The sequence below is a fragment of the Rhodococcoides fascians A44A genome, from assembly GCF_000760735.1.
GTDB lineage: Bacteria > Actinomycetota > Actinomycetes > Mycobacteriales > Mycobacteriaceae > Rhodococcoides > Rhodococcoides fascians_E.
Map to the genome: position 1 here is coordinate 2382715 of NZ_JMEX01000008.1, position 14329 is coordinate 2397043.

A 14329-nucleotide genomic window follows, 5' to 3' on the forward strand; every position below is an offset into this window, starting at 1 on the left:
GCTGGAAAAGATGAGGGAGCCCCAAGTGGAAATCCAGGACTACCTACAGATACTGCGAACTAGATGGATGGTCATCGTGGTCACCGTGGCCGTCGCAGTGCTGGGTGCACTTGCGGTGTCGCTACTGACCACCCCGACTTACCAGTCGTGCAGTCGAGTGTTCGTCTCGACGTCGGGAGGATCGACCGTCAGCGAGACCTACCAGGGCAACCTGTTCTCGCAGCAGCGCGTCGCGTCGTACTCCGAGCTCGTCACCGGTGAGACGCTCGCCGCGCGCACCGTCGACGAACTGGGCCTGAACATCTCGCCCGCAGCGCTGGCAGCGAAGGTGACACCCACGTCCACGCCGGACACCGTGCTGCTCGACATCTGTGTCGTCGACACCTCGCCCGGCCTGGCACGCGACATCGCCAACTCCCTCGCAACGCAGCTCACCACCTTGGTCCGTGAACTCGAGACGCCGGAAGACGGCGGAACCCCCGCCGCCGGAGTGCGACTGGTGGAGCAGGCCCAGGAATCGTCGGCCCCCGTCAGCCCCAAGACGACCCGCAACCTCGCCCTCGGTGCCGCCGTCGGCCTGCTGCTCGGCATTGCACTCGCAGTACTGCGCGACCGACTCGACAACACCATCAAGACCCGCACCAAGCTCGAAGCAGCGTCCAAGACCCCTCTCGTCGGAAGCCTGCCGTTCGACAAGAACCTCAAGGAGAACGCCGTCGTCGAATTCGGCGCGGCACACTCGCCGAGCGCCGAGTCCTACCGCGAGCTGCGCACCAACCTCCAGTTCCTCGAAGTCGACCACCCGCCGCGCGTCATCGTCGTCACGAGTGCCGTTCCGGCCGAAGGAAAGACGACCGTCGCCGTCAACCTCGCCCTGGCTCTCGCCGAGGCCGGCCACCACGTCGCACTCGTCGAAGGTGACCTGCGGCGTCCGCGCGTCTCCAAGTACCTCGGACTGATCGGATCCGTCGGCCTGTCCACCGTCCTGGCCAACCAGGCCGACCTGTCCGACGTCATGCAGCCCACCAAATACGAAGGCCTCGAAGTACTCGCCTCCGGACCGCTGCCGCCGAACCCCTCGGAGCTCCTCGGCTCCGAAGCATCCAGGCGCGTCATCGACGAACTCCGCGGCCGATTCGACTACATCATCGTCGACGGTGCCCCGCTGCTTCCGGTCACCGACTCCGCACTGCTGACCACCCACAGCGACGGCGCCTTGGTCGTCGCACGCTACGGCCACACCACCGAGAACGAGGTGGCCCGAGCCGTCGGCAACCTCGAAACCATCGGCGCGCACATCCTCGGCGCCGTGTTCACGATGATGCCCGCCGGACGCAAGGGCGGCGACAACTACTCGTACTACTACGAGACGGACTCGTCGATCCCTCGTCAGACCCCCAATCCGGTGACACCGGGATCGAGCGTCACAGCATGGGACGGCAGCCAGGCTTCCCCACCGCAGGCTTCCGCATCGCAGGCTGCGCCGCCTCAGGCGTCACCACCGGTCGCGCCGCCTCAGGTATCACCACCGGTCGCGCATCCGGCCGCACAGCCCCCGGTGACCCCGCCGCCGGTCACGCCGCCCGCATCGCCGTACGGAACGGGACAACCGCCTGCTGCGCCGACGTCGTACGAGGCCGGGCCGTCTCGCACGTCGACACCGCGTCCCCCGACGGCCACGCCGCCCGGAACGCCTCCGGGAACCCCGCGGCCTCCGGCGACCTCCGTGCGCAAGCCGGGGGCGCTCGACAACGGCGTTGCACCGTCGAGGCGATACAAGGAATGAAAGGGACGCGGCTCGGCGCAGCCGCCGTGTTCTCGTTCGTCGCGAGCATTGCGGTGGCATCGCCGGCCCCCGCTGCCCCCGCTGCTCTCGTGGGGCCGGGCACCGGATACATCACGACCGGAGGCATCGAAGACCTCACGGCGTGCTCGTTCGCGGCCGTCGGATACGACGCGGCCGGACGACTCGTCGGACTGACCGCCGGACACTGCGTGCTGTCGCCTGGCCTGCCGGTCACGCTCGTCGACAACCCCGGTGCCGGACCGGTCGGCGTCACCGTCTCGGGCCACTGGGGTCCGGATTACGGTGTCGTCGAACTCGACCCGGCCAAGGTGATACCCGTGTCCTCGCGCGGCGGGATCACCGTCACCGACATCGGACCCACATTGCCCGGCCGGGCTGTCTGCAAGATCGGCGCGGCCACCGCAACCACATGCGGCACCGTCCTGGACGTCCGACCGGACACCGACATCGTCACGGGAACGCCCACGTTCTGGGCCGACTCGGGCGGAGCTCTGGTCAGCGGAACCACACTCGTCGGCATCGCCAGCCATGCCGACACCGTCCCCGTCCTGAGCCCGACGGTCTACGCATCCGCAGCCGAATCTCTGGCGCGGTTGAACACACGCGGCGGCACAGGAGCAGGATTTCGGCCGATCGGAAGCTAGACAGGTTGCCTGTGACATTGCGTGGAACGTGACGCTCGGTATGACCAAGCTCATGCATTCAACCGAAGTATTTTTTTGTTCTCGAAACCAATCCAAGGGCATGTTCCTGCACAATCGTCCTCATGCCATCACGTACGGCGCCCCCTCGCCCACCCGGTGAGAATCGTCCCCTCCACGTTGCCGTGGTCGTCGGCCTGTGGACTGCAGTGCTGATAGCTCTCGCTGCCGCAGCCATGACAGGCAAGTTGTAGCTTCATCTCGGAAATCGAGGGAACCGTTTCACTCCCCGCTGCGTCGAACAGGAATAGAAGGCGTTTGATGCGGATGGCGGCCTGAGGCACGGCCGCCGAACCGAGGGGGTACGGATGCTTCAGGTCGATCCCGACTCGTTGCGTGCGCTGTCGTCGTCACTGACGAGGACAGCCGACGCTGTGGCATCACTCGACCCGTCGCCGCCGCTCCGGGTGGGGGTCGAGGCCATGCCTCACTCGGCGTTCGGGGCTGTAGCGGGCAACTCCGCCGAGACAGTTCTCGCCGCCTACCGCACGGCCGCCGAACGCATCCGTCAGATCGCCGAGGCCGCCGGATCGAGTGCCACCAGCTACGACCGCACCGAAGCTGCGTTCCGCGAGCAACTGCACAAGTTCCTCGGCGAGCAGGCATGACCGTCACCGTCTCGCAACTGCGAGCCTGGAATCCGGCCACCCTGACCTGTGTCGGGGACGATCTGGCACAGATCAACCTCGTGTTCGACGAGTCCCTCCGCAGCGTCGCCCGCGCTGCACGCGACACCCTCGAACGGTGGGAAGGCGACGCCGCCGACACCGCCCGGGTCCTCGTCGACCAGGTCGCCGACACCCGCATCGTCGACGCCATCGACGCCTACACCGCGGTGTTCGACGCCGCCGCTCGGGAGATCGCCGCCGTCCGCCAGTCCGTTCTCGCGGTCGTCGACACCGCGCTCGCCGGTGGATTCGACGTCCTCGACGACGGCAGCGTGCGCGTCGCCGACCCCGATCTGCAGCAGCGTGCGCAGGGCATCGAAACCCAACTGCAATCCATGCTCAGCAGCGCAGTGGACACCGATTACACCTACGCCACCAAACTGCAGCGCGCAGTCGACGTGGTCCTCGGCCTCCAGCCCGTCGCCGAGCCACAGCCCTACATCCCGGAGATCCGGTCGATCCTGCCCGACGAACCCCACGACCTGGCCGAGCTGTGGAGCAGGCTCACCCCCTACGAGCGAGACGGCCTGGCGGTGTGGGACCCGACCATCGGCAACCGCGACGGACTGCCCGCCGACGATAAATCCCGATACAACACCGTCCTTCTGCACACCCTCGTGTCCGACGCGCGAGACCGTGTCGCCGAAGTCGAAGCGCGCCATGGCGATTGGCTGCAGGATCGCAACCTGCCCAGTGAGAACCACGACGACGCGGCAGCCCTGCGCGACTACGCCCGATGGCTCGACGACCGCGACGCCGCCGAGACAGCCCTCGCCGGATACGACACCGTCCAAGCCGAACTCAGCCGAGCCGGAGCGCCCACCTACCTGTTGAACATCGACGAACACGGCCGAGGCGCACTGGCATTGAACAACCCCGACACCGCCCAGAACGTCGCCACCTACGTGCCGGGAGCATCCACGGTGCTCGCCTCCATCGGACGAGACCTCTCACGAGCGGAGAACCTGCTCGACTCCGCCAACATGGTCAGCGGCGCACGCAACTCGGTCATCGCGTGGCTCGGATACAACGCCCCTCCCACCCTGCTCGACGCCACCTCGGACAGCTTCGCCGACGCCGGTGCCCCGCGGCTGGAACGGTTTCAGGAAGGTCTGCGTGCGGCCCACGAAGGCGACGCCGCGCACCACACCGTCCTCGGTCACGGGTACGGCAGTGTCGTCGTCGAGCGGGCTTCGTTGGGTGACGGAGACGTCGTCGTGGCCGCGGCCGACACGTCGCTTCCTGGATCGCTCGACGCCACCAGCCCGGTCGAGGGCACCGCGCGTTTCGACGGAAGCAACTACTTCGACCGCGGAAACCCCGCCCTCGACACCATCGGCCGAATCATCGCAGGCAAGGGTGCTGCATGACAACGCTATTCGGCACCGACGCACGAGACCGCGCACTGGACGCACTCGAGAAGTCTCGACGCGCACTGCCGTCGGACGTGCAGTTGAACCGCAAGCACCCCAGTTTCCCGGAATCACAGCTCGCCCTCGGCAAGTTCGAGCCCGCCTACGACGACAACACCACCATCGATGGGCCACATCGCTTCTCGGCCGCGTACTGGGTACTCGGATGCACCGGGCGGGACGCGCTGTCCGTCCTCGCGCACGCCTGGGCGGACTGGGGATGGAGCGTCGACGACCGATCTGCCGACGACTTCGGATCCGTCCGTGCAACCTCACCCGACGGCTATCGACTGATCGGCAGGCTCACCGACGACGAGCGACTCAGCCTCGCAGTGTCCTCGCCACCCTTCCCGTACGAAGGACTGGCGCAGGCAGGAACCTGACACCCCTTTTACCGACCCCGCACGCCTGTTCGCGTCAGAGCAGGCGTGCGGAGTCGTCAGTAGGGGTGCTAAGTCCCGACAGCACGCTCCACCCTCGAGGCTCCGCGAACATGCTTCTCCACAGCCCCCCAGGCGCTGTTTACCGTCGTGATTTCATGGCGGCCTTGTGCCCCAGGTTCGGGTCGCGGGCCAGGCGTTCGTACTCGGCTGTGCCCAGTCCATAGAGTGCGACGCGACCCTCACCGTCGTGGTGCGTGCCCCACCCGTAGCGCTTGCCGAGCGGGGAGGCACGCAGGCACGCCTGATCCTTGGCGAAGAACGCTGCCCTCGCTTCGTCCATCTCGCTCGGCGGAACGCCGGTTCTCGCGGCGTGTACGGCGAACAGCACGTCGTCCGAGCTCATCTCGTACGGCGCCCGCGAGAGCAGTTCGTACTGCAGCCTCGCGACCGTGGCATTCCCGCGCCCGGCGGGCGGCTCCTCGCCTTCGGTGGCCGGGCAGTCCGGGGCTGCCTCGATGAAGACATTGCGGTAATCGGTGCTCATGGCGACATCGTCACCCACCGGCAGCGACAGCGTATTGCACAATTGCGACATGGTTCGACACCCGTTGGATCGACCGATCGACGTGACCGAACGATCCGGCGTGCTCGGTCCGGCCAACCTGTCCTTGTTCGACGCGCGGTGGTTCACGCCTGCGCAGTCCGTGCGCGACGTCGTCGACACGTACTGGAGCGTCGAGTGGAACCTGCCGGACGGAACGGACATCGATCAGCAGGTGCTCGAATTCCCCGCCGTGACGCTGAGCATCGAATCCGGCTCGGTCCCCGCACCTTTCATGTTGACCAACGTCCAACGCCGGGCATGGTCGAGGACGATCCGCGGCACAGGCAGGGTCTTCGGGATCCGTTTGCGCCCGGCAGGACTGGCCGTGCTGTCCGACCTCGACCCGTCGAATGTGGAGCAGGAGCAACCCGTCACCGCTGAGCTGGACGCCGTCCTCACCCGACATCTAACGACCATCGCGGCCGAAACATCCCCATCGGACCGCGCCGAACGAGCAGACCGATTGATCGAGGATCTGCTGCAGAAGCACCCGATCACCGAGTCCCGGCTACTCGCGAACGCGGTGGTAGACGACCTGGCAGAGAGCGTTCGATCGAGAACCGGACCCGCCCTCGCACACCGACTCGGCGTCAGCGAACGCGCAATACAACGTGCACTGAAGGAGACACTGGGCATGGGGCCCAAAGCAATAGTCCGACGCATCCGCCTCCAAGAAGTCGTGCGCAGACTCTCACTCCCCGACGCCGACGTCAGCGCCATCGCCGCAGCACTCGACTACACCGACCAGGCACATCTCATCCGCGACTTCAAAGGCGTCGCAGGCATCACGCCGGGGCAGTACCTACGGGCAATGCCTTCTGGTGGCGAGGCCGAGGGCTAGTCGATATCTCAGGGCTGCCCCTATGACGGCATCCTCGAGGTACTGCTCTGATGCTCGTCGGTAACGTCGGGGAGGTGCGCGAAGTAATCGATGTGGACATCGACCTGATGGCCGGGGCTCTCATCCTGGACTCGATCGGCAACAGGGATGGAGTCCCTACCGAACGCTTTCCGACACCGCCCGATCTGGTGAAGGGAGGCCGAGGTCTGGTGGTGATCCACGCAGGTGGGCGCGGCAAAGTCCACGTAACGGTGAGAATTGGACCAGCAGCACCCGCACTGACCGACGCCGAGCGTGCGCTATGGGAAGAAACCCAAGAGGTCGCTTACGCCTGCGAGGACCCGGAGGTCTTCCTCGACGGATCCACCGGAGAAGTCGTCGCACCGTTCACACTGCCTGAAGGCGATTACCGCATCCGAGTGTTCGTTCGTGGTCGCGCGAAGTACTTCGATACCTACACAGCCCCGGACGAGGACGCCCGAGTGCATGTCGAGATGCACATCTGGCCAGCGCACGTCGAAGTGAGCGCACCGAGCTGAGAAGAGCTGGGTGTCATCGTCGGTCTCGATTAGTCTCGCACTATGAGGAGTCGAGTACTGTTCCGCGGGACGTGGTTCGCGCTCGCCGCGCTGGCGATGGCGTACGCCATCGTCTCCGGACTGTCTCCGGTTGCGACAATCTCGATGTCGTGCGGGAAGATTGGTGAACTGAGCCCGTTCTACGGGAGATCCGGATTTACTTGTACGGATTCCATTCTCGACGCAGTGGGGTTGGTGCCCGTTGCGCTCCTCGGCATCTTGCTGGCGGCTCCACCTGTAATTGCGGGTGTCGCCCTGAACCGGAACGTATCACTCTGTGCAGCAGTTGCATTGGGATTCATGGCCATCTTCGGCTTGCTCAATTGGACCGGGTTCTGGGTGCTGATGTTGATGGGAGCGTTACCTGCCGCAGTCTTCGCCGCCATCGTTGCCGCACTACAGCCACATTTCCGTAGACCAGTTGCTTCTGTGTCGGACCGAGTTAATTTCGCCGATTGAGAGCTCGGCCGAAGTGGTCGTCGCAACTCGGAATCGAATCATGACGCATCGGTCAGCGGTGTACGGCACAGGCAGCGGGCTCAGGGCATGACTGTAGGCGGCACATGTCAAGTTCTGTGCCGCTGTGGGTCTGCTACCTGCCCACGGTGGGGTGGTGTCACCCGCCACCGTGGGCTCGGGCGTCGACCTATTCTCGGGCGGCCCCTGGGTTGCCTGGTTCTGGGTCGTTGGTTTCGGGGTCGCTCGTTTCAGTATCGATGGAGTCGACGGGACCGAACAGGGGGAGTTCCGGGATGGGTCGGATGTACTCGTCGGGGTGGTGATAGTGATTGAGTAGCCCACGTCGAAGTGGGTCGAGCGTTGTCGGGGAATGCCATAGCGTGCGGCCTGGATAGGGGTGGTCGGGGCCGGCCTTGGTCGTGGCCCAGTCGGTGTCCTTCGGGCCGACCAAGGGATGATGCCGATCGCATCCGAAAGTAAGGTCCTCGATGTCGGTGTTTCCACCGGCCGCCCACTCTTCGATGTGGTGGACCTGGCTCCACGTTGCAGGGCGGGTGCAGCCGGGGAAGCTGCATCCACGATCGGCTGCTATCAACACGATTCGTTGGTCCGCCGACGCCAATCGCTTGGCGCGCCGAAGTTGAAGCGGACGTTCGTCGTTGTCGAAGATGACCAAGCACTGATAGGCGTGTGACGCCATCCGAATGGCATCCCGCATTTCCACCAGGGACCCGGTTGCGGTCACCGCATGGCCCGAAGCGGCTTCGAGATCCTTCACACTCATCGTCAACACGGCTGTCACGGGAAGTCCCCTGTGCATCCCCAACTTTCCGGACGCGAGTATCTGCCGGAACACCATCTTCATCGCGTCGTGCTGCCGTCGCCCCCTGCCTCGAAGATCTCGACGCGCCCGCGCTGCCGCCTCTTCATCGACCGGTTCGCCCTCGGCGGGCTGGCCGTCGCCCGTGGCGTCTTTCGGAACGCTCGACTGATCAGGTCGATCGTCACAACCGTCCGCGTCATCAGGTGAGTCGACGACCGGTGGGGGATCTGCTGGATTGGCCTGTCCGGGTTTCGCCCATTTGTCGAAGACGGCCTCGATGTACGCACGCAGTTCAGAGTCGACGACCATCTTCCCGCGGGACAAGCCGTCAGACCCTTGTTCGTCGAACTGGACGTAGCATCGATCCGCGACCCGCGCGGGGTCTTCGTCATCACCGTCGGGGTCGATCAGGTCGTACAAGCGCGAGGCAGCTGCCTTCAGGTGGTCGGGGCTGAGCTGGCGTGCCAGTTCCGCCAGCTGAGCCTCCGCTTTCTCCCGCGTCTCGATGTCGACCTTCGATCCCAGACGCCAGAAGAACTTTCTGATGATCTGTTGATGCTCCTCGTTGATCAGCCCGTCCTCCGCGCCGCGAAGGGTGTTCGGTGACAACGGTTCCAAACGCTCACCCGTGACGGATGTGCGCTCACCGAACTCCATGGCCAAGCGGATACGTTGCCCCGCTCGCGTTCCGGAGGATCGCAACAACACGGACAGGGCTTCGGGAACCGACCCGTAGATGTCGTCCAAGCCTCGCTGGTCGACGAGATCTGCGATCCAGGTGTGGCTGTACGCGAACAACTTTTGACGAACCACTTCCATGCGCACCAGTAGAGCGCGTCGATCCGCATTGTGAAGCCCGGCTGTCTGCATGCGACCGACGTCCTCCGTGCCCTTCTCGATCATCTCGACGACCTCGCGCAGGGACGAGGGGCCGATTACAGGAACACCGTCACCGGATGCTCGCCAATGTGGTTGTGTGTCAGTGACAATCGTTGACTGAGCCATTGCTTCTGAATCTCCCCCTGAAAGCATGTGAGAAGACTACCCGGTGCCACCGACAAGTTTTCGAACATCAGTGCGATGACTCGAGGTGCGATAGGCTCGTCGCAATCGAAGTGAGGAGAAGCCGTGGAATGGCATGTCTCGGTGTTCAACCCGACGACCAAGCGGTCGCAACTGTCGAGTGGACACGCACCCGATCGCGAGACTGCAATCCGGATGATCGTCGCGGAAGGACGCGCGATGGCACGTGCCTCGGACGGGACGATCGTCGGAACGTACGGCAACGTCGTCATAGACGACCAGCCCGGCAATACCGTGCCGTTCGGTGACACCTCGCTGAGCGACGACGAGCTCGGCCGCAGGGTGCAGGCCGCAATCGACTACGTACAGGAGCGGTCCGCGAAATATGCTGCCACGATTGCTCCCGTGGCTTCTGTTGCCCCGCGGGAGCCTACGGAATTCTCGACACCGGCAGGTGACGTCGCGCAGCAGTGGGGTCGAATCTCTCGCTGGTTGACTACGCACCACACGAAGGTGCCGTCCGCAGGTGCGCCTCAGCACCTCATCGACGACGCCGAAGCCCGGACCCAGACGACCTGGCCGGAGGAGCTGAAGCAGCTCTTCGGTCACGTCGACGGACTCGCGTCGGACGCATGGTTCCCACTGCTGCCGTCGCATGATCTGTTCGGTCTCGAGCAGGTGATCGACGAATGGCAGGTCGAGCTGGAGGTATGGGGGGAGTTCGAAGAGGATGTGCCCGAGGAATCCGACGCCGGGGATCGAGTGGGGACATGGCTCCCAGAATTCCTGCCGTTCGCCGGAGTGGACGGAAACTTTCTGTTCATCGACTCCAGGCCAGGGCCGCTTCATGGTTGTGTCACCGGATTCGACAAGGTCGGCGCGGACGATCAGGGCCCCCAATGGATCTCGTTGAGCGCCATGCTCACCGACCTCGCCGACGCACTCGAGACCGGCCGAAAGTTCGCAGGTGCTTGGGTCCCCAGCGTCGTCGACGGTCAGTTGGACTGGACGTACGAAAAATAGGTGGCGGGGCCTGCGAGGATGAACTGGTGATCGAGAACCCGTCCATTCTGCAGTTCCGCCGCCTCGCGCAGTCGTCGCCGTGGCGGTGGACGAGCGTCGAATTCACACGTTCGCCAGACCGATTCGACACCGGTGTCCACGCGTGGATCCGTCGGCCAGGGGCGATGCGGGTGGAAGTGAACGGCGGTCGCGTCGTCGTGCACAAGGCGAGTAGGCCGTTCGACGGTGCCATGACGCGGAGCAACAACGGTCCATGGCTTCCGGTGCAGGGACGTTGGCCGTCCACAGTGGTTCCGGTGTACGACGCCGACGGTCTCGTCGAGAGCGTGCCGCCCGAGACGCACGGCCCGTCGGTGGAGTGGGACGACCCGATGTTCGACGACTACCTCTGGGTCGCGATGCTCAACCCCGTCGAACTGGCCAGATCCGCCCACGACACGACCTCCGGCCCGACGGTCGATCTGTCGCAGTCGAGGGTGGTGACCCATCACGGCCGCACCGCGTGGGAAGCGATCGCCACCCCGACCGCCGCGTACGACCCACGATGCGACTGTTGCCCGATGCTCTCGGGAGAGTTCGTCGAAGACGAATGGATACCCGGACCACCGTCGATCGTGCGACTGGACGTCCAGACCGGGATCTGCGTTTACCTCGAAACCGAGGGATCTGCGCGGGATCTCGACATTCTGAGCGTCGACACCGCACTGCCGGATGCACTGTTCGAGAAGTAGGTCAGCGGAGGGTCCAGCCGCGCCTGATCAAGAGGCTGGACCCTCGACGCGATCATGCGCGCGGATCGAGTGTCACCTTCACAGAGACGGAAGACCCGTCCTTGCGGGTGACGGCGTGGCCGGTCCGGGTGATGCCGTCGAGGTCGATGGAGATGGGGCCGCCGTCGGGGTAGAAGTTCCGCCACCAGTTCTTCTTGTCCGGCATCGCGACGCCGATGATCACCTCGTCGCCGCGGCGACGGTAGCCCACCAGGACGCTGAACTGCTTGCCGGATCTGCGGCCCGTGTAGGTGACCTCGGTGATCGTGCCCGAGACGAATCTGCCGACGACCGGCGCGTTCAACAGCGGACGTACAAGCGCATTGAACCGAGCAGCGACTCGCTGAAATGTGTTCATACCCGTGATCCTGCCTGGGAACCGACAGCCGTGCACCCGGTACTTTCGACCGGTGAGAAGACTGGACTCGCGCCGCGCAGGCATCTGGGCCGACGCATTGACGATCGTGTCCCTCGTGGCACTCGGGGTGTGCGTTGCGGCCGTCGTCGACCGGGTGTCTCCGCCGAACACGGTGCAGTCCGAGGCCGCCCCGTCGTCGTTTACCCGAGAGCCCACCCGAGAGCCCACCCCCGTGCCCGAACCAACGGACACGACCTACCTCGAACCCGAGGTCGACGCGGACGCGCCCATACCAGGTTGCGACACCGTGGAACCTCCTGCCGAGTCCGCGATCCGGGGCCAGATCTCGACCAGCGTCGACACCTACGACAACCCGCAGTACCCCTGGTACGACGGCCGGCGAGCGGTGATGATGACCGACGCCGTTGCTGCCGCCTTGCCGGACAGGGTCGAGGTCCAGTTCGGCAGCCGCCGCACTTCTCTGATCTTCCAACCGATTCCCCAGTCTCCCGCTGATCCGGGTGGACCGCGGCCTCCAGGATTCGCCTCAGCGACAGCCGACATGGCACGAGGCGACACGTCGGGACTGCTCGCGGTCTCGGTCCGGAAAGGCGACGGTTCGGTGCCGTCGTGTGTGGCAGGTCAGGTCGATGAGAGAAGTGTTTCCGCGGACGGATCGGTGGTGGACGTGAACGAATCCTGGTACCAGTACGGGCCGGACAGAACGAACTTTCGCACCGTCGAGGCCTACTATCCGGACGGAACGCAGGTGACCGCGACAGCGTCGGACGCGCCCAATTTTCCGTCGACCAGGACCGGTGATCGCGACATCGTGCTGACCGTCGCCGAGCTCGAAAAGATCGCGGAGCAACCGGAACTGCGTGTGAGTGCACCGGTCCCCGCGGACACGCCCGAGCCGACCCGTGGGTGCTCCGATTCCTTCGGTTTCGAATACGACGGACCGCCCATCGACGGCGATACAGCCGGTGAGCTGAACGACGCGCTGGGAGACCTCGACATCGGTGAGTCCTTCAGCCCCGCACTGGACAGCCTGATGCTCGTCGATTTCAGTACGTCGGCAGTGTGCACGCACGTCGATGTACAGAACACGGGTGCGGACCTGACCGTCACGATCACCGGCGGGGCCGAACTCCCCGTGGTCCCCGACGTCTACGACCCGTCCTACGCCGACCGGCCGATGAGAACCGAAACTCTGGACAGCGGAGCGGTACTCGAGGTCGACGAGAACGGCTACTCCTATTCGCCTGCGCCGGAATCGGGCCCGGCTGGGGGATCGACGCGCGTCGTGACCGTCACCTACCCGTCGGGTACGCAGGTGGACGTCCGGTCGCACGCCGAGAAACCCGACGAGCCGCTCACCGCAGACGCACTCATCGCCATCGCGACTGCCGACGGGTTGGATGTCCTGTGAACGCGCACCGAAGGTTGGCCGCAACAGCTGTGGTCGCGGTGGTGGCGGTCGGTGCGGCCGTGTACCTGGTCTCGACGTCCACGAACGAGTCCGATGTGCCCTCGGTGGCCACGGCAACCGCCCCTGGCGCTGTCTGGACCGTCGACGCCTCCGATGTACTCGAAAACGAGTTCGCGACGTTCGAGGACCCCGTAGGCGGTAGGTACGGTGAAGTGTTCGGCGGTGTCGTCGACGCCGGGGACGTGCTCGTTGCCGAAGCCGGCCTCACCAATCAGGACTCGAAGAAATTCGAGCGCGCAGAGTTCGTCGGAATCGACGCGGCGTCCGGCGCTGTTCGGTGGACGACGCCTGCCGACGGGACTGGACGATGCTCGACGGCACTGTTCGACGGAAAGATACTGTGCCGCAGCCACTCGGACGTCGTCACCATCGACCCGGGCGACGGTGAGCTCACGCGTTACGGGACCCGATGGAACATACACGGCGTCGGGACCGACGGCACCGACGTCTACGTCGTCGAAGGGGACCCGGACGGCTACACCGTCCGCGTCCACAGTGGATCGTTGTCGGATCTCGACGAGAACTGGACGACCACCTACGACAACACCTGGGTCGACTCCACGACGTTCGGCGACATCGTGCAGTTCGCTGGCGGTGTCGGTGGCGGTGTCGGTGTCGCCAGGTTCACCTCGGGAACCGCGGTGTTCGACGCCGGCACCGGCGCAGCCTTGGACACCTTCGACTCTCCCGACTGCGCGCGGAGCCGTGAGCTGCGCGACGGCGACGCGTTCTTCGTGATCGGCAGACGCTGTTCGGACCTGTTCGAATTCCGTACCGATCTGGTCGACTCGGCATCGAACGTGATCGCCACTGCGAACGAGGAGGTGTGGCAGCGCCTGTCCGTCGACAACTCCCGTGCGGGAGACCCCGTCCTGTTCGACGGCAAAGCCTACGATCCCCGTACCGGTGCTCAGCTGTGGGAATTCGACGAGGAGAGCCCTGTCTCCGACCTCGCGATCATCGACGGCGTCGTCATGTGGATGTACGGCCCGGCCCGTGACCTGCGCACCGGCGCGATCTTGTGGGAACCGGACGTCGAACAACAGTCCGTACTGCCGACCGCCGCGTACGACGGATCCGCCTACACCATCGGATGGCAGGACATTCTCGTCATCGATCCCGCCACAGGACACCGTCGGGCATCGGTGTCGCTCGACGGCCTGCTCGGTAACACCGGAGGGCGATCCGAACAAGTCGCACTCCAGGAAACCGGCGCCGGGGTGCTGGTCGTCAACGAGTCGAGGTTGAATTTGATCCGCTGAGGACTTCAGACACGATCAGGTCAAGAATTTCGTCTGATTCGACCCAGTAACGAACAGCGGGCTCCGGAAGACATAAAGTGTCGAGGGACACGAAGGCCGCATGCGTGCGGGGGACGAACTAACAC

The 14329-nt window shown here is 65.0% G+C and carries 16 protein-coding genes; 13 read left to right on the plus strand and 3 right to left on the minus strand.

Translation table 11 applies throughout. From position 1 onward, the window contains the following. Nucleotides 1–25 precede the first annotated feature (25 nt). The 6 genes from BH95_RS23450 to BH95_RS23475 all read left to right on the plus strand — a co-directional run bounded on the left by BH95_RS23450 (nucleotide 26) and on the right by BH95_RS23475 (nucleotide 4971). Nucleotides 26–1786: a polysaccharide biosynthesis tyrosine autokinase gene (locus BH95_RS23450; protein WP_442981370.1), complete on the plus strand. Its 1761-nt coding sequence runs from the start codon at nucleotides 26–28 to the stop codon at nucleotides 1784–1786. Next, on the plus strand, nucleotides 1783–2451 hold the full coding sequence (locus BH95_RS23455) for a hypothetical protein (protein ID WP_037184476.1): 669 nt from the start codon (nucleotides 1783–1785) through the stop codon (nucleotides 2449–2451). Before BH95_RS23450 ends, BH95_RS23455 begins: the two co-directional genes overlap by 4 nt. A 122-nt stretch (nucleotides 2452–2573) precedes the next feature. After that, on the plus strand, nucleotides 2574–2702 hold the full coding sequence (locus BH95_RS29840) for a hypothetical protein (RefSeq protein ID WP_279615091.1): 129 nt from the start codon (nucleotides 2574–2576) through the stop codon (nucleotides 2700–2702). A gap of 114 nt (nucleotides 2703–2816) precedes the next feature. Continuing rightward, nucleotides 2817–3116, plus strand: coding sequence for a type VII secretion target (locus BH95_RS23465; protein ID WP_033189079.1), 300 nt, complete (start codon nucleotides 2817–2819; stop codon nucleotides 3114–3116). Then, nucleotides 3113–4546, plus strand: a complete 1434-nt coding sequence (locus BH95_RS23470) for an alpha/beta hydrolase (protein ID WP_037184480.1) — start codon at nucleotides 3113–3115, stop codon at nucleotides 4544–4546. The genes BH95_RS23465 and BH95_RS23470 overlap by 4 nt, the downstream gene beginning before the upstream one ends. After that, nucleotides 4543–4971 (plus strand): hypothetical protein, encoded by a 429-nt coding sequence (locus BH95_RS23475; RefSeq protein ID WP_037184483.1) that lies wholly within the window; start codon nucleotides 4543–4545, stop codon nucleotides 4969–4971. The genes BH95_RS23470 and BH95_RS23475 overlap by 4 nt, the downstream gene beginning before the upstream one ends. A gap of 139 nt (nucleotides 4972–5110) precedes the next feature. On the opposite strand, the gene BH95_RS23480 is transcribed toward BH95_RS23475, so the two are convergent. Beyond that, nucleotides 5111–5515 carry a DUF6157 family protein gene (locus tag BH95_RS23480; protein WP_230620956.1) on the minus strand — a complete coding sequence of 135 codons (405 nt, stop codon included), beginning with the start codon at nucleotides 5513–5515 and terminating at the stop codon, nucleotides 5111–5113. Nucleotides 5516–5564: 49 nt separating this feature from the next. Between BH95_RS23480 and BH95_RS23485 the strand changes: the two genes are divergently transcribed. The 3 genes from BH95_RS23485 to BH95_RS23495 all read left to right on the plus strand — a co-directional run bounded on the left by BH95_RS23485 (nucleotide 5565) and on the right by BH95_RS23495 (nucleotide 7453). After that, nucleotides 5565–6416: a helix-turn-helix domain-containing protein gene (locus tag BH95_RS23485; RefSeq protein ID WP_037184486.1), complete on the plus strand. Its 852-nt coding sequence runs from the start codon at nucleotides 5565–5567 to the stop codon at nucleotides 6414–6416. A 74-nt stretch (nucleotides 6417–6490) separates the two neighbouring features. Next, on the plus strand, nucleotides 6491–6955 hold the full coding sequence (locus BH95_RS23490; protein WP_244165111.1) for a hypothetical protein: 465 nt from the start codon (nucleotides 6491–6493) through the stop codon (nucleotides 6953–6955). Nucleotides 6956–6997: 42 nt separating this feature from the next. After that, the gene (locus BH95_RS23495; RefSeq protein ID WP_033189085.1) at nucleotides 6998–7453 is read left to right on the plus strand and encodes a hypothetical protein; all 456 of its coding nucleotides are present in this window, start codon (nucleotides 6998–7000) and stop codon (nucleotides 7451–7453) included. A gap of 187 nt (nucleotides 7454–7640) precedes the next feature. Here the strand turns inward: BH95_RS23495 and BH95_RS23500 are convergent, their stop codons facing one another. After that, nucleotides 7641–9179, minus strand: a complete 1539-nt coding sequence (locus BH95_RS23500; RefSeq protein WP_037184491.1) for an HNH endonuclease signature motif containing protein — start codon at nucleotides 9177–9179, stop codon at nucleotides 7641–7643. Between the two features lie 225 nt (nucleotides 9180–9404). On the opposite strand from BH95_RS23500, the gene BH95_RS23505 reads away from it, so the two are divergent. Together BH95_RS23505 and BH95_RS23510 are read left to right on the plus strand one after the other, a co-directional pair. Beyond that, nucleotides 9405–10322 carry an SMI1/KNR4 family protein gene (locus BH95_RS23505; RefSeq protein ID WP_037184494.1) on the plus strand — a complete coding sequence of 306 codons (918 nt, stop codon included), beginning with the start codon at nucleotides 9405–9407 and terminating at the stop codon, nucleotides 10320–10322. A 26-nt stretch (nucleotides 10323–10348) separates the two neighbouring features. After that, on the plus strand, nucleotides 10349–11053 hold the full coding sequence (locus BH95_RS23510; protein WP_037184497.1) for a hypothetical protein: 705 nt from the start codon (nucleotides 10349–10351) through the stop codon (nucleotides 11051–11053). 52 nt (nucleotides 11054–11105) lie between these two features. On the opposite strand, the gene BH95_RS23515 is transcribed toward BH95_RS23510, so the two are convergent. Next, nucleotides 11106–11450 carry a hypothetical protein gene (locus BH95_RS23515; protein ID WP_020110679.1) on the minus strand — a complete coding sequence of 115 codons (345 nt, stop codon included), beginning with the start codon at nucleotides 11448–11450 and terminating at the stop codon, nucleotides 11106–11108. Nucleotides 11451–11502: 52 nt separating this feature from the next. Between BH95_RS23515 and BH95_RS23520 the strand changes: the two genes are divergently transcribed. After that, on the plus strand, nucleotides 11503–12882 hold the full coding sequence (locus tag BH95_RS23520) for a hypothetical protein (RefSeq protein ID WP_037184500.1): 1380 nt from the start codon (nucleotides 11503–11505) through the stop codon (nucleotides 12880–12882). After that, entirely contained in the window at nucleotides 12879–14204 is a 1326-nt protein-coding gene (locus BH95_RS23525) for a PQQ-binding-like beta-propeller repeat protein (RefSeq protein WP_244165112.1), read from the plus strand. Before BH95_RS23520 ends, BH95_RS23525 begins: the two co-directional genes overlap by 4 nt. Nucleotides 14205–14329 lie beyond the last annotated feature (125 nt).